Source organism: Bradyrhizobium sp. ERR14, from assembly GCF_014198235.1.
Classification (GTDB): Bacteria; Pseudomonadota; Alphaproteobacteria; order Rhizobiales; family Xanthobacteraceae; genus Bradyrhizobium.
This window is the reverse complement of record NZ_JACIHD010000010.1, coordinates 177,267-197,720: the sequence shown is the minus strand read 5'-3', so window position 1 is coordinate 197,720 and position 20,454 is coordinate 177,267. Positions and strand designations below refer to the sequence as shown.

Sequence of the window (20,454 nt, the reverse complement as noted above, 5' to 3'; positions counted from 1 at the left end):
TCGGATCGGTCTGAGGCGAACTCAACCCGATCGCAATGTCGGCCGACCGTCGAATTGAAATGATGCGCGGGCGGCAATCAGCCTTGCGCGGCGGCGGCTTCGCGGTGCCAAGGCGCGACCACGACGACGTCCGGTCGCCCGCCATCGACCTGAACGCGGTTGCGTCCCTTTTCTTTGGCGCGGTAGCAGGCCGCATCGGCGCGCCGCATTGCATCCTCGAGCGTGATGTTGCGATCCGCGATGCAGGCGACGCCGACGCTGGCGGTCACCGCAAAGCAGCGATCGTCCCAGGCGAAGTTGAACAGCTCGAGCGATCGCCGCAGCCGTTCGGCGATGTCGACCGCGTTCGCAGGCGAGCACTGCGGCAGGATCAGGCCGAATTCGTCGCCGCCGAGCCGGGCCACCAGGTCATGCGGCCGCCGATCCCGTTGCAGCAGGTTCGAGATCTGGCAGAGCAGGCGGTCGCCGGCGAGATGACCGCAGCCGTCGTTGACGCTCTTGAACTGGTCGAGGTCGAGCAGGATCAGTCCGAGCGGACCGGCCGCAACGTTGTCCAGCTCGCTTTGCAGGCGTGCCTCGAAGGCGCGCCGGTTGGCGAGGCCCGTCAGCCAGTCGTGCGATGCCTGCCACGCCAGGCGTTCCTTCTCGGCATGCAGAGCGTCTTCGAAGGACTGTCGCTGCAGCACCAAGCGCCTGGTGTGCCAGATCAGGAGCAGGATCAGCGCCGCGGCGGTGGCGATGTTGATGCCGGTCAGCGTCAGCTTGATGGCGCGGGAGCCTTCGCCGAGCACCGTGGAGAACCGTTTGGCATGGACCGTGAATTGGGCGTTGAGCTCGGAGAGCCGCGATGACAGGACTTGCAGGCGGTCCTCGTCCTGAATGGGTCCCTTCGCGAGCTCGGACCGGATGACCTCGCCGAACACGCTCAGCTCCAGCAGCATCGGATCGGTGGCAGCCCACTCGCGGATCGCGTCCTGAAGGAAGCTGACGCGGTTGAAGTAGCGGAACAGCCAGATCAGTCCCGGCACGTCGTCGGGATGGTTGCCGCCTTGCAGGAAGCCGATGCGGGCGGCCTCGACGTCGACCGGATCACGCTCGAGTGCCCAGCGCGCGAACTCGTCACCGATGGGAACGGCAAGCGAGGCCTGGTATTGCGTGAACTGGCTGGCATCGCCCGAATGCAAATAGAGATTGAGGAAATAGACGGCGTTCTTCTGCGAGCGCGACCACATCGCTTCGCCCGCGATATAGGCGCGGACCGACGACATCACCTCGAGACTGAATCCCGCGATCGCCGCCTGGAGCACGACGACCATCACGAAAGGCGATACGAGCTTGATGACATGAAGGAAGCTGTGTCCCTTCGTCGACGTCGCTGTTCTGCGAAACACCCTGCGTTCCCCAAATCGCGCAATGACCCCCAGCGGAGCGCTGCGCCTGCAACGCCAAGTAGAGGATATGGTTGCTTAACTCGGCCTGAAAGGCGCGGGAGACTGCATCGCAGGGTGAAACCGCTGTGAAGCCGATATGCGCAGATCGCTTCAAATGCCGGTAAATAGGACAAGGCGCCGCATCGACGAACGAATGCCTCGCATTCGTCGTGCGCGGTTTACCCGATCGAGAGAGTTTCGTCGGTGCCGTTAGACCAGCACCGGCTTGCGGACGCGGCCGGCGTCGCCGAACACGCGCAAATAACGCTCGATCTCCGAGGGCATGCCGGTCGCCTTCTCCGGATTGTCGGAGAGCTTGACGGCCGGATGGCCATCGACCGACGACACCTTGCAGACCAGCGAGATCGGATCGAGATTGAACGAGCCGTCCGGCGGGCAGCCGACGAAGTCGTTGGTGAGGTTGGTGCCCCAGCCGAAGGAGAGCCGCACCCGGCCGGCGAAGTGGTGATAGGTCTCCTCGATCGAGCCGACATCCATGGCATCCGAAAAGACGAGCAGCTTGTCCTTGGGATTGCGCCCCTTCCTTTCCCACCAGGCGACGATCTCCTCGCCGGCCTGGATCGGCGGCGCGCTGTCGGGGCGGAAGCCGGTCCAGTCCGCGACCCATTCCGGCGCATCGCGCAGGAAGGCCTTGGTGCCGAAGGCGTCGGGCAGCGCGATCAGCAAATTGCCGCCGTAAGTCTGGCGCCACTGGTCGAGAATGCGATAGGGCGCCCAGCGCAACTCCTCGTCGTCCCTGGCGAGTGCCGCGGCGACCATCGGCAGCTCATGCGCATTGGTGCCGATGGCTTCGAGATCGTTGTCCATCGCGAGCAGCACGTTGGAGGTGCCGATGAAGGACGGACCCAGGCCTTCCTTCACCGCCTCCACGCACCAGCGCTGCCAGAGGAAGCCGTGACGCCGACGTGTGCCGAAGTCGGACAGGCGCAGATTCTCCAGCTTGCGCAGCCGCTCCACCTTGGTCCACAGCTTGGCCTTGGCGCGGGCATAGAGCACGTCCAGCTCGAAGCGGCCGCGGCCCTTCGTCGCCGCGCGCGAGCGCAGCTCGTTGAGGATCGCGAGCGCCGGGATCTCCCACATCGTGGTGTGGGTCCACGGTCCGTGGAAATGCAATTCGTACTGGCCCTCGACCTTGCGCAGCTCATACTCGGGGAGGCGGAATTCGGCCAGCCAGCGGATGAAGTCCGCCGAGAACATGTGGGTCTTGCCGTAGAAGGTGTTACCCGCCAGCCAGATCAGCTCCTTCTTGGTGAAGCGGATGGTGCGGGCATGGTCGAGCTGGGCGCGCAGCTCGCCTTCGTCGATGATCTCGGCAAGCCGGACATGGCGCGAGCGGTTGATGACCGAGAAGGTCACCTGCTGATCCGGGTAGTCTTCCCGAATCATTTGCAACATCAATAGCTTGTAGAAGTCGGTATCAAGCAGGCTGCGGATGATGGGGTCCAGCCGCCAGCTGTGATTGTAGGTCCGGCTCGCAATATCGGTCACTGTCATGGGGGGATTTTAGCGCGGCGGCCCGCGCGCAACCAGTGGGTTTGGCGAAGGGTGGTCTTCCGAAAGGCGGTATCGGCGATCAGGCCTTATCAAGCCTTGGCGGCCGTCGCTGCGACCGTCTCGAGCTGGCTCCTGACCCAACGATGAGCCGGATCTTTCTGATAGCGCTGGTGCCAGACCATGAACATCGGCAGCTCGGCCAGCGTCCGCGTGCGGGACGCCAGCGGTATCCGCGTTTGCGCGAAGCCGCGCATCACGCCGGATGCGAGCAGGCTCGGCATGCTCGCCAGCATTTGCGAGCCACGCAGGAAGGACGGCACGCCGGAAAAGCTCGGGACCGAGATCGCGATGTCGCGGTGAAGACCGTTGGCCGCCAGCCGGCGGTCGAAATCGAGCCTCTCATTGTCGGTATAGACGACGGTGATGTGGCGCGCGGCGAGATAGGTGCTGCGGCTGGCCGGCGCAGTACGCGCCTTGGCATCGAAATAACAGACGTAATGATCCCTCAGCAGGCGCTTCTGCACGATGTCGATGCCGGACGGCGGCAGCGGCGTGATCAGGAGATCGCAGCGGTTCTCACGCAGCATCGCGGGGGAGGGCGACTGCGAGGGGATCACGCGCAAATTCAGGCTCTTCACCTGGCCGGCGACATGATCGAAGAACCGGGGCAGCAGCAGATCGCGCTGGAAGTCATTGGCCGCGATCGTCAACGAAAGCTGCGCGCGCGGCGGCTCGAAGCTGACGCCGCCGGCAAAGCTTCGCATCTCGTCGATCAGTGCGCGCGCCTTTGCGGCCAACGCTTGCGCATGCGCGGTTGCGACGATGCCGCGGCCGGACTTGGCGAACAGGGGATCGCCCGCGATCCGCCGCAGCTTGTTCAGGGCGTGGCTGACGGCGGACTGCGTCAGGCCGAGCCGGGTGGCGGCCGCCGTGACCGAGCCTTCCTCCAGCACCGCAAGGAACAGCTCGAGGGCGTGGCCGTCGAGGGCCAAATGATCGATTTCCTTCATGCAATATATTATAATCAATCTATTTATCTGCGGAATAGACCGGCCCATGATCTCCCGATAAGCCGCGCGTCCGGACCCCGGGCGCCCCAGGGAGAGAGACACGATGAATGCCCAGGCGCCAGCCTTGCGGGATCCCCGCCTCAACCGCCCCGAGCCCCTGACGCCGCCGCTTGGTGATGGCGGCTTCTTCCAGCGCGATCGTTCGATCCATCCGCCCGCGCATGCGCCCGGTTACAAATCCTCGGTGCTTCGCTCGCCGCGGCAGTCGCTGCTGTCGCTGGAGGGCTCGGTCTCGGAGATCACGGGGCCGGTGTTCGGCCACAACGATCTCGGTCCGCTCGACAATGATCTGATCCGTAACTACGCCAAGGACGGCGATCCCGTCGGCGAGCGCATCATCGTCCACGGCCGCGTGCTGGACGAGACCGGCCGCGGCGTTCCGAACACCCTGGTCGAGTTCTGGCAGGCCAACGCCGGCGGCCGCTACCGGCACAAGAAGGACACCTATCTGGCGCCGGTCGACCCGAATTTCGGCGGCTGCGGCCGCGCGCTCACCGACGACACCGGTTACTATTATTTCCGCACCGTGAAGCCGGGGCCCTATCCCTGGCGCAACTACGTCAATAGCTGGCGTCCCGCCCACATCCATTTCTCGGTATTCGGTTCGGGCTTTGCGCAGCGGCTGATCACGCAGATGTATTTCGAGGGCGATCCGCTGATCCCGGTCTGTCCGATCCTGACGACGATTCCGGACCAGGATGCGCTCGACCGCCTCGTGGCGCCGCTCGACCTCAACGCCTCGGCGCCGTTCGACTCGCTGGCCTACCGCTTCGACATCGTCCTGCGCGGCCAGCGCTCCACCTATTTTGAAAACCGCACCGCGGGGAACTGAGCCATGCCGCAGCCGCTCAACTATCTCAAGGAAACCGCCTCGCAGACGGCCGGGCCCTACGTCCATATCGGCTTGATCCCGGCGATGGCCGGCTTCGACATCTTCGAGAAGAACTTCTCGAATGTCCTGACAACGCCGAATACAGAGGGCGAGCGCATCACGCTGGAAGGTAAGGTGCTCGACGGCACCGGTACGCCGCTGCGCGACGTGCTGCTGGAGATCTGGCAGGCCAATGCGAACGGCCGCTACAACCATCCGGCCGATCGCTCGGCCGGCGCGCTGGAGCAGGAGTTTCGCGGCTGGGGCCGCGCCGGCTCCGACTTCGAGAGCGGCCTCGTGACCTTCGAGACCATCAAGCCGGGCGCGATCGTCGACGAGGCGGGCCGGACATGTGCGCCGCACATCAATGTCTGGATCGTCGCGCGCGGCATCAATATCGGCCTCAACACGCGGCTCTATTTCTCGGATGAAGAGACCGCCAACGCCGCCGACCCCGTGCTCAACCTGATCGAACAGCCGTCCCGGCGCTCGACGCTGGTCGCCAAGCGCAGCGAGCGCGGCGGCAAGGTCGTGTATTCCTTCACGATCAATCTGCAGGGGCCGGAGGAGACGGTGTTCTTCGACGTGTGAGGATTGGGCCGCCGTCCGGCAGGATCACTCCACCGGATCGCCGCGATTGATCGCTCCGCGCGCGGGGAATTGCGGCGACTGACGCATTTCGCGCGATCCCGGCCGGTCGACCGGATCGCGCCCCACTTTTTGTCTCAGTTCTGCCAGGTCAATGAATACATCGGCCTGCCGGCGCAGGTCGTCGGCGACCATGGGTGGCTGAGTGGAGAGTGTGGAGACGACCGTCACGCGGACGCCGCGGCGTTGCAGGGCTTCCACCAGCGAACGAAAATCCCCGTCGCCCGAGAACAGCACGATCTGATCGACGTGCTTGGCGAGCTCCATCGCACTTACGGCGAGATCGACGTCCATGCTGCCCTTCACCTTGCGGCGGCCCGTGGTGGCGTCGACGAACTCCTTGGTGAGCTTGGTGACGACGGTGTATCCGTTATAGTCGAGCCAATCGATCAACGGGCGGATCGACGAATACTCCTGATTCTCAATGAGGGTCGTGTAGTAGAAGGCCCGCAACAGCACACCCCGGCTTTGGAATTCGCCGAGCAGACGCCTGTAATCGATGTCGAAGCCGAGCGCCTTGGAGGTGGCATGGAGATTGGAGCCATCGATAAAGAGTGCGATCTTCTCAATCGAAGACATTGTGCTCAAATCTCCAGTCCACACGAAAGCTGGCCGATCAGCTGTCAGGGTACGGTATGTCGGCCGGAAAATACTGAAGGCGCCGATGGCTTGCTGAAAAAGCGGCGCAGACGACCGGACAGGGGTGGCCGTCTTGCGCCAAGGTAAGGGAGGTTCCATGCCACCAGCGCCAGGGCGCCGAATGCAGCCACGCTAAGGCGCGAGCAGGCCCTGCTCAATTGTACTGAGGTAAGGGGCTTCTATGCAAAGGATAGGGCCCGATATACGAAGGTAAGTGGCTGCACCGGCAGCAAAGGCGGCCATTGCGGCAATGTCGCCTTCATCCATGGGCGCGCTCGGTCTTTCGTCCGACGTGTCAAATTTCATCACCATGCAGCTGCGCGCGGAAGGCGCGCGGCGACACTCCCGTGGCTGCGGCATAGACCCGGCTGAAATAGGCGGGATCCTCGAAGCCGAGCGTGTAGGCAATCGTCGAGATCGGCAAATTGGTGTAGACGAGGTTGCGCCGCGCCTCGCGGATCAGCCGGTTGAGGATGAGGTGCGAGGCGGTATCGCCGGTCGCCGCCCGCGTGATCCGGTTGAGATGTGTCGGCGTCACCGCCAGCGCCTCGGCATAGTCCGCGACGCTCCAGCGTTCCAGGTGATGCTGCTCTAGCAGCGCCTCGAAACGGCGGAACAGGCTGGATTCGACCGTGCCGTTGCCGCCGCTCTCGCTCATGAGCGCGCGGGCCACCAGCCCGATCATGGCCGACGACAACGCCCGCAGCACATGCGCGCGGCCGAAATCGCGCGCGGCGTGTTCGGCGAAGATCTGCTTCATGGTGGCGCGGATCTGCGGCGTTCCGCGCACCACGGCTGAGCGGGCCAGTGCACCGCGCAGACCCTCAACGGCAAGCAGCGCCTCATCCAGAATCTCCGCGGCGATGGTCAGCACCCACCCTTGCGTATCCGGCACGAAGCGGAAGCCGTGGACGTGACCGACCGGCACGTTGACGATCTGCATCGGTTTCAACGGCACCACGCGCCCGTCGAGCGTCGCCTCGCCGCCGCCGCGCTCGATCAGCAGCACCTGGTGCAGCCGGGCATGACGGTGCACGGCGAGGGTCCAGTCGTGCAGCACTGAGCGGGACGCAATGGTCTCGCAATGCACGACATCAGGCAGATCGCCGGACTCGCCGAACAAATTGTAGACCCGGATCGCCGGGGCAGGGAGCGCGCTTCTCATGTTCGAATAGTACAAGACAATGGCGAAACCCTCCATCGGTCTGCGCCGCCAAATCTGCAAAAAAGTGCCGACGGGAGGACGCGAAAATGAAGGTTCAGGTCTGTATCATCGGCGGCGGGCCGTCCGGGCTGTTGTTATCCCAGCTGCTGCACCTCAAGGGCATCGACGCGGTCGTGCTCGAGAAATACAGCCGCGACCATGTGCTCGCTCGCATCCGCGCCGGCGTGCTCGAGCATGGCTTCGCCGAGCTGATGCGCGAGGCACAGTGCGGCGAGCGGATGGATCGCGAGGGCGAGATCCACACCGGTTTCGAGATCGCCCATGACGGCGTGCTGTCCAAGATCGATCTGCACAAGCATTCCGGCGGCAGTTCGGTGCTGGTCTACGGCCAGACCGAGCTGACGCGCGATCTCTATGAGGCGCGGGACCGCCTCGGCGGCAAGGTCGTGCACAATGCGCAGGACGTGACGCCGCATGATCTGACATCGGACCGCCCCTACGTGACCTATCGAGCGAACGGTGAGACCGTCCGCGTCGATTGCGACTATATCGTCGGAGCCGACGGCTTCCACGGCGTCAGCCGCAAGTCGATCCCGATGGATGTGCTGCGCGAATATGAGAAGGTCTATCCGTTCGGCTGGCTGGGGGTGCTGTCGCGCACAAAGCCGGTGTCGCCCGAGCTGATCTATGTGAAGCACGAACGCGGCTTTGCGCTCTGTTCGCTCCGCTCGCAGGTGCTGAGCCGCTACTACGTCCAGGTGCCGCTGACCGATAAGGTCGAGGATTGGAGCGACGATGCGTTCTGGGCCGAGCTGAAGCGCCGCTTGCCGGAGGAGGTCGCCGGCAAGCTGATCACGGGGCCGTCGACCGAGAAGAGCATCGCGCCCTTGCGCAGCTTCGTCGCCGAGCCGATGAGCTATGGCCGCCTGTTCCTCGCCGGCGATGCCGCTCACATCGTGCCGCCGACGGGCGCGCGCGGGCTGAATAGCGCGGCGTCCGACATCTACTATCTCTATCACGCCCTGCTCGCGCATTATCAGCGCGGCGATGATTCCGGGCTTGCCGGCTATTCCGCCAAGGCGCTCGCGCGGATCTGGAAGGCGCAGCGCTTCTCCTGGTGGATGACGATGCTCTTGCACCGCTTCCCCGACCGGCTCGAATACGAGGACCGGCTTCAGCAGACGGAATTGGACTATCTGCTCTCGTCCGAGACGGCGCAGCGCCTGCTCGCGGAGAATTACGTGGGACTGCCGTTTTAGGCGCGGAGCGTCTGGCGCTGACGTCGCTACTTCCCTTCCAGCGTATTGACCGGGGTCCAATCTGGCGGCGGTGGATTCGCGGTGAATGCCGTCGCGCGCTTCGCAAACAGCGCTGACGCCGGATCAGTCTCCGCCATCTGCCCGAAGGCATCAGCCGCCTTCGCGAAATGCCGCGCGCGCCAGCGCGCCAGTCCTTCAGCATAAGCTGCGGCGACCTTCGCCTGCTCGGCGCCTTCCGCGCCTTTCTCCGCCAGCGGCTCGAACACCCTGATGGCTTCGCCGCGCCCCAGCACCCTGATCGCATCCAGCTCACGCCAGGCAAAGGCGTCGCCGCTCTGCGTCATGGTCGTCTCCGAGGCCATGATCGCGGTACCGTAATATTTGTTGGCGCCCTCGAGCCGCGAGGCGACGTTCACGGTGTCGCTCATCACGGTGTAGTTGAAGCGGCGGCGCGAACCGATATTGCCGACCACGGCTTCGCCGCTGTTGAGCCCGATGCGATGCGACAGGCCGTGACCGGCGAAGACGGGATTGCCCGCATTGAGCTCCGCGAGCTTCTCATGGCACTTCAGCGCAGCGCGAACGGCGTTGGCGGCATGTGCGGGATCGTCGGCCGGCGCGCCGAACATCGCGACGATGGAATCGCCGATATATTTGTCGACGTAACCGCCATGGCCTTCGATGATATCCGTCATGGCGGACAGATATTCGTTCATCAGCGTCACCAGTTCTCCCGGCGTCATGGTCTCGGCAATGGACGAGAAACCGCTGAGGTCGGAGAAGAACATGGTGACGTTGCGCATCTCGCCGCCGAGCGCCGGCATCTTGCCGGAGGTGACCATGGTCTCGATGACCTCGGGCGCGAGGTAGAAGGCAAAGCTCTTGCGCAGGAAGCGTTCGTCGCGATCGGCCAGCATGAATCGGTAGCCGATCATGATCGCGAGCGCGGCAAGGCTGGCGAGTGCCGGCTCCGTCAGCGGCAGCGCCAAGGCATGGACGAACGCGCTGACGGCTATGGCTGCATAAACGACGGTGAGAGCGGACCACGTGAGCAGCGCGCCACTCGGTGCGAGCAGGCAGGCCGCACAGGCGATGATCGCCGCGAACGCGATCGTGAGAATGGTCCGCATTGGGAAGCCGAGCTCGGTCACGGCATCGCGCTCGATCAGATTTCGGACCGCGGTGGCGTGCACGAACACACCGGCGACGTCGCTGCGAGACCTTTGCACAGTGCTTGCCGGCGCGGGCAGGGCACATCGTGCCGCCGGCGTGCCGTCATACCCGCCGGAGAGGCGCATCGAAGTGAGCTTGCGGTCCTCGAAATTCAGGACCGTACCGAGCAGCACGACCTTGCCGCCGAAAGCGCGGCGAAAAAAGTCGCGGTCACCCTTTTCGACGCAGGCGCGCAGATCGACGAAGGAGAAGGTCGGGATGTCGCGTCCCAGCCCTCGGAAGTTGAGCGTCATTGTATTCGGCACGGCACTTGGGATCGCATAGCCGGACAATTCGGTCGCGCCAGAGGGCGCAATCTCGGGCTTTGCGCCCGTCGCGCGCGCAGTGAGCTCGACCGCCATCGCGGGGACCGGCCGGCCCTCGATGGCAAAGCTCAGCGGCATCCGTCGGATGACGTCGTCGTGGTCGGTGTGGACATTGAGCGCCCGCACGGTGTTGCGCACGGCGACTTGCTGGGCGCGATAGGGCACTTCCGGATGGTCATTGCTCAGGATTTCGCCGAGCACCAATTTGCCGCTGTCGGAGATTTGCCGGAGCGCGATCAGGTAATCCCGATCGAATCCCTTCATGCGGCCGCCAACGGCGGTGTCGCCAAAAGGAATCTCCGATTGCTCGATCGAGCTCGGAAAGATGACGTCGAAGCCGATCACCTTGGCGCCGCCTTCGGTGACGCTGCCGAGCACCCGGCCGATCTCGCGCGTCCAGGTCTGCGTCGGCGATCCCTTGAACGGTGGCGTGTCGTAGGTTTCACTGTCGATCGCCACGACGACGACCGGCGATGTCGCGATGTCGCGGCTGTCGCCGAGAAGCCTCCCGCGCATCGCCATGAGGATGTCGAGCGAAAGGCCTTGCAGGGTCTGAAGCGGCGGCGACGTGAAGATCGCGCCCGTCACGAGCGCAATCAGGGTCGCCGCAACGATGTCCCGTCCCCCGATCCGCCGCATCGCCCGGTCGCTAGGTCTGCTTATTCGAGCCGCAGCAGGCGGCCGATGATCGGGGTTGGCGAGGCGGTCGCGCTGGCATCGACCTGGAAGGTGTAACGCTTGGCCCCGAGGCTTGCGAGATAGCTGCCGCCTGGGGTCAGCGACTTCCCGGCCTTGGCAAAGTCATAGAATTTGCCGCGGATCATGATGTCGTTCTTGAGCGGCACGCTGATCGTGGGTTCCTTGCCGTCGGTGCGCTCGATCACCAGCGTGCTGCCGCTCTTGGCCTGGATCAGGGGCGCGACGCCGTAAATCGTCGGCAGCTTGGACGGAGCGCTCTTGGCATCGGACCGCATGGTCCGGAACGTGGTCGCCGCACTCTGGTTCGCCTCGCGTTCGGAGAGCTGCGCCGCCTTGGTGTCACAGGGCACCTTGGCGCGCTGCACGTCGCCGAGCTGCACGGTGCTCTGCTCGGCGCCGATCAGCACGACGCCCTCGCTGATGGTCTCGCGCAGGCAGGATTTGAGATAGCTGAGCGTAATGCTGGCCTTGGGCCCGAGCTTGATGATCTTGCCCGCGGCGACATAGTCCATGAACTCGACGCCATCGACCTTGCCTTGCACATCCTCGACGATCGCGGCCGGCGTCTCTGCCAAGGCAGGGGCCGCAGTACAGAACGCGCCGACAACAGCGCCGATCAGGCTTCTCATGACTATTCTCATTCAATTCGACCGATACTTTGCTGGTCCCCGTCCCGGCGCGATTTTTAGCATCGGGGCGCCCAGGCAAGTGTGACCAGAATCACTCTTTGATTATTGGTGCACTCTAGCAGGAAGTGGTTCAAGCCGGCCATCGCCGACGAAGGAAGATGCCAAGCTGTTGGCCCGACGGCGAAATCAGCTGGCCGGGACAACCTCAGGCGAACGGCCCTCGGCCGGTGCCTCCATGGCCGGAGGGAGCGGAGCCTCGGCCTTGTGAAATGGCGTTGCCCGCTCACCGGCGATCTCGACCACCTCGTCCCAGCGCGACAAGAAAGCCTCGACGCAGGCCGGATCGAACTGGCGGCCCTGGTTCTCGACCAAATAGCCGCGAGCCAGCTCGATCGGCATCGGCTCTTTATATGGTCGTCGCGTCGTCAGCGCGTCGAAGACGTCGGCGACCGCGACCACGCGCGCGGCGACCGGGATCTCGTCTGCCCTCAGACCGTTTGGATAGCCCGCACCGTCCCAGCGTTCGTGATGGCCTGCGGCAATTTGCGCACCGAGCTGGATCAGCTCGCAGCCGGAGTTCGCCAGGATCCGCTCGCCGATCGTTGCATGGGTGCGGATCACCGCCATCTCATCGTCGGTCAGCCTGCCGGGCTTGAGCAGAATGTTGTCGGGAATGGCGACCTTGCCGACGTCATGCAGGGGCGCGGCCAGATAAATGTCGCGACAAAGCCGGGCCGGCAGTCCGAGCTGCTCGGCGATGATGCGGCTGTACCGGGCAACTCGCAGCGTGTGTTCGCCGGTGTCGTTGTCACGATATTCGACCGCGAGTGCGAGCCGCAGGATGATCTCCTCCTCGCGTTCGCCGAGCTTTCGCGTCGCGGCTGCGACTTCGCTGGCCAGATGCGCCGCACGATCGTTGAGCTTGCGTACGGCTGCACCAAGCTGAATCAAATTCCGCAGGCGCACCGTCATCTCGACGCTTTGCGGCTGCTTGGGCAGGAAGTCGGTTGCACCGGCCTGCAGCGCTTCCATCTTGACGTCATCGGTCTGCCGCGACGTGATCATCGCGATCGGGATGTCGGCACAGCCGGGCAGGGCACGGAAGGTGCGGATGAAGCTGATGCCGTCCATGTGCGGCATCTCGTAGTCGACCAGCACGAGATCGAAGCCGCGTTCGCGCGCGCAAGTCAACGCTTCCACGGGATCGAGGAAGGTCGTGGCCTCGACCAGGCCTTCGGCCTCGATGTGACGTTTCAGGAAGTTGAGGACGGAACGGCTGTCGTCAACCAGAAGCGCTTGGGTCAGCATCGGCGGCCGGGGCTCTCTTCGCTGGCAAAGACACGAACCCAAGCCATAGCCCGAGCGAATTTAACGCGAAGCAAATGCGCTGTACGGGAGCACCCGCGCCGCGGATATGCGCGCCGCGCATGAAAGATTTCAGGAGGTTGTACACGTCTGCATGCAGTTGCGCGAATTCCGCGAGAATGTGACCCGTAGTTGTACGGATGCCCGCGTTAGGAGTTTGCTCACCGGATTCGCGTCAAACGAGTAGTGGAATTTTAGCAAAGGCGGGGCAGCGTTGGCGCTCAATCCCTCGGAGCCAAAGTGGTCGTTGCGGTTGCCCGCCGATTGCAGCATCGCGGCCATCCGCAATGTCTATGAGCTCATTCGCGAGGCGTTCGGCCGCCAGGAGCGGCTCGAGATCGACTGTTCGAGCGTCGACAAGGCCGACGTGACCTCGATCCAGCTTCTGCTGTCGACAGCCAAGACGGGCCAGGCTCAGGGCCGCCCGGTGGTGCTGACCTCATTCTCACAGTCTCTTCGCAACACCCTTCGCCGCGCCGGCTTCACCAGCGAGGCGATGATCGATCAGCATTTCCCGCAAAAGAAAGATGGCACCTAATGGCCACGATTCTGACCGTCGACGATTCCCCCAGCATCCGGCAAATGATCAAGGTGGTGCTCGAGCCGGCCGGTCACAGCGTGATCGAGGCCGGCGACGGTGCGCAAGGGCTCGCCAAGGCGCAGGCCGGCAAGCTCGATCTCGTGATCACCGACCTCAACATGCCCGTCATGAACGGGCTGGAGCTGATCCGGGCGCTGCGCAAGCTGCCGAGTGCGGTCGGCATGCCCATCGTGTTCCTGACGACCGAATCCAACGACACGGTGAAGCAGGAAGCCAAGAGCGCCGGCGCCACCGGCTGGATCACCAAACCGTTCAAGCCTGAGCAGTTGCTCGCCGTGGTCGGCAAGCTGGTGCGCGCATGAGCGCAATGGACCCGACCGAGGTCTTTCGTCAGGAAGCCAGCGAGCTCTTCGAAGTTCTTGAAGGGGCCTTGCTCGATCTCGGCCAGCGTCCCGACGACCGCGAACTGGTCGATTCCGCCTTCCGCGCCCTGCATACGATCAAAGGCTCGGGCGCCATGTTCGGCTTCGACAAGGTCGCCTCCTTCACCCACGAATTCGAGACCGCCTTCGACCGCGTCCGAAAGGGCGAGATCAAGCCGACCCAGGAGCTGATCTCGGTCGCGCTCGCCGCCAAGGACTACATCCGCGCGTTGATCGAAGATCCCCAGTCGACCGACGACATCATCGGCGAGGCCATCCTCGACGACCTCAAGCGCTTCGTCTCGGCCGACCAGCCTGTTGCAGCGGTGATGGAGATTGCCGAAGCCCCGCCGCTGGCTCCCGCCGGGACCAAGCAGGCCGGCTGGCACCTTTATCTAGAATTCGAAACCCATATCCTGCGCAACGGCTCGAACCCGCTCGACCTGCTGGAAGACCTCTGCAAGCTCGGCCCCTGCTTCGTCGTGCCCGTTACCGACGGCGTCCCGTTCCTCGACGAGATGGAGCCGGAAGACTGCTATCTGAAGTGGGACGTCAAGCTGCACGCGGCCTGCGACAAGGATGCGATCGACGACGTCTTCATGTTCGTCCAGGACGAGATGAAGCTGACGCTGTCGCCTTTGGAGCATGTCGAAGCGCCTGCGCCGGCACCGCTGTTCCAGCTGCTCGACGAGGAGCTGGCCCCGGTGGCCGAAATGCCTGCGCCGCCGGTCGAGGCTGCTGCGGCGCCCGTCGCCCAGCAGGCGGTCGCAAAGGCGGAGCCGAAATCCGAATCAAAGTCTGAACCGAAGCTCGAGGCCAAGCGCGACGATCGCGGCATTGCCACCGTCCGCGTCCAGGCCGAGCGTCTCGACGAGCTGATGGACCGCGTTGGCGAGCTCGTCATCGCCCAGGCGCGGCTGACCCAGCTAGCCGCCTCCGGCTCCGATCTCTCGATCAAGATGATCGCCGAGGAGATCGAGCGCCTCGCCTCCTCCTTGCGCGATACCACGATGGGTGCGCGCATGGTGCCGATCGGATCGCTGTTCGGTCGCTTCCGCCGCCTCGTGCATGATCTGTCGCGGGATCTGTCCAAGCCCGTCGAATTCGTCACCTCGGGCGAAGATACCGAACTCGACAAGACAATGATCGAGTGCCTGGCAGATCCGCTGGTGCATCTGATCCGTAATGCCGTCGACCACGGCATCGAAGACACCGCCACGCGCGCTGCCAATGGCAAGACCGAGCAGGGCCGTATCGAGCTCGCCGCCGTCCATTCCGGTGCGCAGGTGCTCGTCACCGTGAAGGACAATGGCGGTGGCCTCAACACCGCGCGCATCCGTGCGAAAGCCGAAGAGCAGGGGCTGATCGCGACTGGCGCCGTGCTCACCGATCACGAGGTCCATCAGTTCCTGTTCCATCCCGGCTTCTCGACTGCGCAGACCATCTCGGCGCTATCAGGCCGCGGCGTCGGCATGGACGTGGTCAAGCGTACCATCGAGAACATGCGTGGCTCGATCGACCTGTCGACCCGGCCGGGCCAGGGCACCACGGTGACGCTGCGCCTGCCGCTGACTCTGGCGATCATCGAAGGTCTTCTGATCCGCGTCGGCGAGGGTCGCTACATCATTCCGCTGTCCGCGGTCGAGGAATGCATCGAGCTGACCGCCGAGGACGAGCGCTCGCGCGGTCGCAATTTCCTCAACGTGCGCGGCAATCTGGTGCCCTTCCTCCGGCTGCGCGAGATTATGACGGCATCGGGCACGCCCGACCGTCATCAGAAGACGATCATCATCTCGACCGGCGAGACTCACGTCGGTCTCGTCGCCGACCAGATCATCGGCAACCACCAGACCGTGATCAAGTCGCTCTCAAAGCTGCATTCGGATGTCACGATGTTCTCGGGCGCGACCATCCTGGGCGATGGCACGGCGGCATTGATCCTCGACGTCGCGCAGCTCGTCGCGTTGGCGCAGTCGAAGGTCGAGAAGCAGCATATCAGCGAGGCGGCGTGATGAACGATAGTTTGGCCGGCGAACGGCAGGCTGACGCGATGCAGGTCGTGATGATCGGCCTTGGCGAGGAGAAGTTCGCGCTCGACGCCGGCCTCGTGCGCGAGATCATCGATCCCGTCCCCGTGACGAAGGTGGCAGGCGCGCGCGCCTTCGTTCCCAGCGTGATCAACGTGCGCGGCAACGTCATTCCGCTCGCCGACCTGCGCATCCGCTTCGGCATGCCGCAGCTCGAGGATTCGGCCGATACGCGCATCGTGGTCATCGAGCTCGAGCTCGATGGCGAGCCGGTTCTGGTCGGCGTCACCGCCGACAAGGTCTACGAGGTCACGGAGATCTCCCAGACCGACGTGCAGCAGACGCCGCGCGTCGGCATGCACTGGAAGCCGGAGTTCATCCGCTTCATCGCGAAGTGGCGCGAAGAGTTCGTCATCGTTCCGAACATGGAACGCATTCTAAATTGAGATGAGGTCTCGGGCGAGACCGGGGTAGGGGCTGGAAATGAGATTTACCGTCAAGGCAAAGCTTGCCAGTGCGTTCGGCGTGATCATCGTCCTGTCCGGGATTGCGGGCGGCGTGGCTTACATGAAGCTCGGCGACATGATGGCGACCGCCGACAGCATGGTTCTGCGCGCAAACCGCATGGAAAAGGCGACGCAGATCGAAAAGGACATCCTGCTTCAGCTGCGCGCCGAGAAGAACTCGGTGCTCGGTACGGAGGCTCAGGCCGAACAGTTTGCCGCCGATGCCGCCAGGCTTCGCGAGGAAGCGATGAAGACCAGGGATGAGGTCTACGCGCTGGCGAGCGAGAACGGCAGGAAGCTGCTCGACAGCTTTGCAGCCACATACGCCAAGATGAATACCTACCAGGAAGAAACGATCCGGCTGGCGAAGACCGACAAGCCGAAGGCCATGGAGCGCTCGATGGGTGACGGCCGCAAGGTCGTCGCAGACGCGATGGAATCCATGGGCGCCTATGTCGCCAACACGAAGAAGCAGATGGCTGAGCAGGCCGTCCAGTCCAAGGCAGAGGGGCACCAGGCCCAATTCCTGCTGATGACGCTGATCGGCATCTCGCTGGCGGTTGCGATCGGGGCTGCGCTCTGGATTTCCATCTCGATCAGCCGCTCGCTCGGAAGAGCGGTTGGCCTTGCAGGTGCGGTCGCGGAGGGCGATCTCAGCCAGACCATTCCCTCGGCGAGCAACGACGAGATCGGAGATCTCGTCAGGTCGCTGAACGGAATGGTCGAAAAGCTCCGGCAAATCGTTGCCGAGGCGATCACTGCGGCCCAGAACGTCTCCGCCGGAAGCCAGGAGCTGTCCGCCAGCGCCGAGCAGCTCTCGCAAGGCGCGACCGAGCAGGCTTCGTCCGCCGAGGAAGCCTCCTCCTCGATGGAGGAGATGGCCTCGAACGTGAAACAGAATGCCGACAACGCCAACCAGACCGAGAAGATTGCGGGGCAGTCGGCCAAGGACGCTGAAGCCAGCGGTGTCGCCGTGGGCCGTGCCGTCGAGGCGATGCAGACCATCGCCGAGAAGATCACGATCGTGCAGGAGATCGCACGCCAGACCGACCTGCTCGCCCTCAATGCGGCCGTGGAAGCCGCTCGCGCAGGCGAGCACGGCAAGGGCTTTGCGGTGGTCGCCTCCGAGGTCCGCAAGCTTGCCGAGCGCAGCCAGGCCGCCGCGGCCGACATCGGGACGCTGTCCACGGAGAGCGTGAAGGTCGCCCAGGAGGCCGGCCAGATGCTGTCCAAGCTGGTGCCCGACATCAAGAAGACCGCCGAGCTGGTGCAGGAAATCACCGCGGCCTGCCGTGAGCAGGACGTCGGCTCGGCCCAGATCAACCAGGCGATCCAGCAGCTCGACAAGGTCGGCCAGCAGAACGCCAGCGCCTCCGAGCAGGTGTCGTCGACCTCGGAAGAGCTCGCCTCGCAAGCCGAGCAGCTGCAGTCCACCATCTCGTTCTTCCGGATCGAGCATGCCACGCGCAAGGAGAAGGCCGCGGCCGAGCCGATCGACCGCGCCGTCGGTCAGCTCCGCGCCAAGGCTGCGCACATGGCGGCCGCCGACCGCGGCATGAAGAAGCCGGTGCCTGCCCGCAAGCCGGCACGTGCGATGAAGGTCGCCGGTGGCGGCGGCTTCGCCTTCGACATGAATGACGGCGAAGACGACCGCGACGCCGAGTTCCAACGCTGATCAACCGGTCCGGCCTTGTGCCGGACCGTACTCATTTCCAACCGGGAATCCTGGACTGCATCATGGCCGCAACCTCGCAATATCTGACGCTCGGGCTCGCCGGCGAGACGTTCGGCATCAGCATCCGCAACGTCCGGGAAATTCTCGACATGCGGCCGATCTCGCGGCTTCCGCACGCGCCGAACTTTCTGCTCGGCATGATCGACGTGCGCGGCAGCGGCTATCCGATCGTCGATCTCAGGAACAAGCTCGGCCTGCCCAGCGTGGCCGCCACCGAGGCGACCCGCATCATCATCCTCGATGTGCCGATGAAGGACCGTCTGGTCGGCGTCGGCTTCGTCGCCGACTGCGTGTTCGAGGTCACGGACATCGACGAGCAGGCGATCGAGCCCGTGCCAGAGGTCGGCGGGAAATGGCAATCGGACTATGCCGCCGGCATCGGCCGCAAGGGCGAGAAGTTCGTCGTGATCTTCGATCTCGCCAAGCTGATGGCCAATGACGAAGTTCCGGAAGGCCGCGACACGGCTACAGATGCGCCGCGCGCCGCCTGAGTTTGCAAGAGTGAAGCGTGGTCACGCGTAAGCACCCCAATTCGAACCAACGAGACTGAAAATGAGATTCACCGTCAAAGCCAAGCTCGCCAGCGCGTTTGGCGTCGTCATTCTTCTGTTCATGGTAGCAGGCGCCGTGAGCTACATGAAGCTGTCCGACATGGCCGCGACAGCAGATTCCATGGTGCTTCGCGCCAAGCGGATGGAGAAAGCAGCCGAGGTCGAAAAGATCATCTGGCAGCAGGTCAGGGCGGAAAAGAACGCAATTCTTGGAACGGCAAGCGAGGCCGAGGAATTCGCGGTGAACGCGGCCAAGCTCCGCGATGAGGCCATGAAGATCAGGGACGAGGTCTATGCGATGGCCAGCGAAGGCGGCAAGAAGCTGCTCGACAACTTCGCCAGCGCCTACGCCAGAATGAACGTCTTTCAGGAAGAGACGATCAGGCTGGCAAAGACCGATAAGACCAAGGCAACCGAGCGCTCGATGGGTGACGGGCGCAAGGTGGTTGCGGATGCGACGGAGGCGATGGGAGCCTATGTCGCCAATACGAAGAGGCAGATGGCCGAGCAGGCTGTGCAGTCCAACGAAGACAGCCGCCGTGCCCAGTTGGTTCTGATCGTCCTCGTCATCGTCTCGCTCATCGTTGCCGCGATTGGCGCAGTCTGGATCTCGATCAATATCAGCCGGTCCCTCGCCAAGGCGGTCGGGCTGGCGGATGCCGTCGCGATCGGTGATCTCAGCCACAAGATCGATGCTTCCAGCAACGACGAGATCGGCGATCTCGTGAAATCCCTGAACGCGATGACCGCCAATCTGAACGCCACCGCGGCCGTCGCCAACGAGATCGCGCAGGGCAACCTCACGATCGAAGCCAAGCCGCTGTCGGACAAGGACACGCTGGGCCTTGCGCTCGAGCGCATGGTGGAGAAGCTTCGCCAGATCGTGTCCGAAGCGCTGACGGCGGCGCAGAACGTCTCGGCCGGCAGCCAAGAGCTCTCCGCGAGCGCCGAGCAGCTGTCGCAGGGCGCGACCGAGCAGGCCTCGTCCGCGGAGGAAGCCTCCTCCTCGATGGAGGAGATGGCGTCCAACGTGAAGCAGAATGCCGACAACGCCAACCAGACCGAGAAGATCGCCGCGCAGTCGGCCAAGGACGCCGAAGCCAGCGGTGCCGCGGTCGGCCGCGCCGTCAACGCGATGCAGACCATCGCCGAGAAGATCACGATCGTTCAGGAGATCGCGCGGCAGACCGATCTGCTCGCGCTCAACGCCGCGGTCGAGGCCGCGCGCGCCGGCGAGCACGGCAAGGGCTTTGCGGTGGTCGCCTCCGAAGTGCGCAAGCTCGCCGAGCGCAGCCAGGCTGCCGCGGCCGAGATCGGCACGCTCTCGGCCGACACCGTCAAGGTGGCACAGGAGGCCGGCGCGATGCTCTCCAAGCTCGTCCCTGACATCAAGAGGACCGCCGAGCTCGTCGAGGAGATCACCGCGGCCTGCCGCGAGCAGGACGTCGGATCGGCCCAGATCAACCAGGCGATCCAGCAGCTCGACAAGGTCGGTCAGCAGAACGCCAGCGCGTCCGAGCAGGTGTCCTCGACCTCGGAGGAGCTCGCTTCGCAGGCCGAACAGCTTCAATCCACCATCGCCTATTTCCGCATCGAGCACGGCGCCAAGAGCCAGGCGCCGGCGCCGATCGACCGGGCGGTGAGCCAGTTGCGTGCCAAGGCGGCCACCATGGCGGCTGCCGAGCGTCCGGCGAAAAAGGTCGTGCAGGCCAGGCCGGCGCGCGCCGTGAAGGTTGCCGGTGGCGGCGGCTTTGCGTTCGACATGCATGACGGCGAGGATGATCGGGACGCCGATTTTCAGCGCTAGGATTTTTGCAGGCCGGTCTGCCCTGGGACGGTGGACC

General features: G+C 64.2%; 18 protein-coding genes. 10 read left to right on the top strand and 8 right to left on the bottom strand.

Annotated features, from left to right (window positions below; genetic code table 11):
• Positions 1-77 precede the first annotated feature (77 nt).
• The 3 genes from GGD62_RS26165 to GGD62_RS26155 form a co-directional block, all read right to left on the bottom strand.
• Positions 78-1,391 carry a GGDEF domain-containing protein gene (locus GGD62_RS26165; RefSeq protein ID WP_183710970.1) on the bottom strand — a complete coding sequence of 438 codons (1,314 nt, stop codon included), beginning with the start codon at positions 1,389-1,391 and terminating at the stop codon, positions 78-80.
• 249 nt (positions 1,392-1,640) lie between these two features.
• A complete protein-coding gene (gene pncB / locus GGD62_RS26160; RefSeq protein ID WP_018317032.1) occupies positions 1,641-2,945 on the bottom strand; it encodes a nicotinate phosphoribosyltransferase in 1,305 nt (434 codons plus the stop codon).
• 89 nt (positions 2,946-3,034) lie between these two features.
• Complete coding sequence (locus tag GGD62_RS26155) at positions 3,035-3,955, bottom strand: LysR family transcriptional regulator (RefSeq protein WP_018317033.1); 921 nt, start codon at positions 3,953-3,955, stop codon at positions 3,035-3,037.
• A gap of 103 nt (positions 3,956-4,058) precedes the next feature.
• Here GGD62_RS26155 and pcaH point away from each other — a divergent pair, with 103 nt between their 5' ends.
• Together pcaH and pcaG are read left to right on the top strand one after the other, a co-directional pair.
• Positions 4,059-4,847, top strand: coding sequence for a protocatechuate 3,4-dioxygenase subunit beta (gene pcaH, locus GGD62_RS26150; protein ID WP_018317034.1), 789 nt, complete (start codon positions 4,059-4,061; stop codon positions 4,845-4,847).
• Between the two features lie 3 nt (positions 4,848-4,850).
• Complete coding sequence (pcaG, locus tag GGD62_RS26145) at positions 4,851-5,477, top strand: protocatechuate 3,4-dioxygenase subunit alpha (protein WP_183710968.1); 627 nt, start codon at positions 4,851-4,853, stop codon at positions 5,475-5,477.
• Between the two features lie 24 nt (positions 5,478-5,501).
• Here the strand turns inward: pcaG and GGD62_RS26140 are convergent, their stop codons facing one another.
• Positions 5,502-6,113 carry an NYN domain-containing protein gene (locus GGD62_RS26140; protein ID WP_183710966.1) on the bottom strand — a complete coding sequence of 204 codons (612 nt, stop codon included), beginning with the start codon at positions 6,111-6,113 and terminating at the stop codon, positions 5,502-5,504.
• A 355-nt stretch (positions 6,114-6,468) separates the two neighbouring features.
• On the bottom strand, positions 6,469-7,374 hold the full coding sequence (locus GGD62_RS26135; RefSeq protein ID WP_183710964.1) for a helix-turn-helix domain-containing protein: 906 nt from the start codon (positions 7,372-7,374) through the stop codon (positions 6,469-6,471).
• A gap of 50 nt (positions 7,375-7,424) precedes the next feature.
• Between GGD62_RS26135 and pobA the strand changes: the two genes are divergently transcribed.
• Positions 7,425-8,597, top strand: a complete 1,173-nt coding sequence (gene pobA, locus GGD62_RS26130; RefSeq protein WP_183710962.1) for a 4-hydroxybenzoate 3-monooxygenase — start codon at positions 7,425-7,427, stop codon at positions 8,595-8,597.
• Positions 8,598-8,623: 26 nt separating this feature from the next.
• On the opposite strand, the gene GGD62_RS26125 is transcribed toward pobA, so the two are convergent.
• The 3 genes from GGD62_RS26125 to GGD62_RS26115 form a co-directional block, all read right to left on the bottom strand.
• Positions 8,624-10,774, bottom strand: coding sequence for an adenylate/guanylate cyclase domain-containing protein (locus GGD62_RS26125; protein WP_183710960.1), 2,151 nt, complete (start codon positions 10,772-10,774; stop codon positions 8,624-8,626).
• Positions 10,775-10,794: 20 nt separating this feature from the next.
• Positions 10,795-11,463, bottom strand: coding sequence for a hypothetical protein (locus GGD62_RS26120; RefSeq protein ID WP_183237524.1), 669 nt, complete (start codon positions 11,461-11,463; stop codon positions 10,795-10,797).
• 186 nt (positions 11,464-11,649) lie between these two features.
• A complete protein-coding gene (locus GGD62_RS26115) occupies positions 11,650-12,771 on the bottom strand; it encodes an HD domain-containing phosphohydrolase (RefSeq protein ID WP_183710958.1) in 1,122 nt (373 codons plus the stop codon).
• Positions 12,772-13,042: 271 nt separating this feature from the next.
• Between GGD62_RS26115 and GGD62_RS26110 the strand changes: the two genes are divergently transcribed.
• From GGD62_RS26110 to GGD62_RS26080, 7 genes are all read left to right on the top strand, one after another.
• Complete coding sequence (locus GGD62_RS26110) at positions 13,043-13,366, top strand: lipid asymmetry maintenance protein MlaB (protein ID WP_183710956.1); 324 nt, start codon at positions 13,043-13,045, stop codon at positions 13,364-13,366.
• Positions 13,366-13,731 carry a response regulator gene (locus tag GGD62_RS26105; RefSeq protein WP_018317043.1) on the top strand — a complete coding sequence of 122 codons (366 nt, stop codon included), beginning with the start codon at positions 13,366-13,368 and terminating at the stop codon, positions 13,729-13,731. The genes GGD62_RS26110 and GGD62_RS26105 overlap by 1 nt, the downstream gene beginning before the upstream one ends.
• Positions 13,728-15,803 carry a chemotaxis protein CheA gene (locus GGD62_RS26100; RefSeq protein ID WP_183710953.1) on the top strand — a complete coding sequence of 692 codons (2,076 nt, stop codon included), beginning with the start codon at positions 13,728-13,730 and terminating at the stop codon, positions 15,801-15,803. The genes GGD62_RS26105 and GGD62_RS26100 overlap by 4 nt, the downstream gene beginning before the upstream one ends.
• Complete coding sequence (locus GGD62_RS26095) at positions 15,803-16,264, top strand: chemotaxis protein CheW (RefSeq protein WP_177237422.1); 462 nt, start codon at positions 15,803-15,805, stop codon at positions 16,262-16,264. Before GGD62_RS26100 ends, GGD62_RS26095 begins: the two co-directional genes overlap by 1 nt.
• A gap of 37 nt (positions 16,265-16,301) precedes the next feature.
• Complete coding sequence (locus GGD62_RS26090) at positions 16,302-17,999, top strand: methyl-accepting chemotaxis protein (protein WP_183237533.1); 1,698 nt, start codon at positions 16,302-16,304, stop codon at positions 17,997-17,999.
• Between the two features lie 62 nt (positions 18,000-18,061).
• Positions 18,062-18,550: a chemotaxis protein CheW gene (locus GGD62_RS26085; protein WP_038949575.1), complete on the top strand. Its 489-nt coding sequence runs from the start codon at positions 18,062-18,064 to the stop codon at positions 18,548-18,550.
• 61 nt (positions 18,551-18,611) lie between these two features.
• Positions 18,612-20,417, top strand: a complete 1,806-nt coding sequence (locus GGD62_RS26080) for a methyl-accepting chemotaxis protein (RefSeq protein ID WP_183710951.1) — start codon at positions 18,612-18,614, stop codon at positions 20,415-20,417.
• Positions 20,418-20,454: the final 37 nt, after the last annotated feature.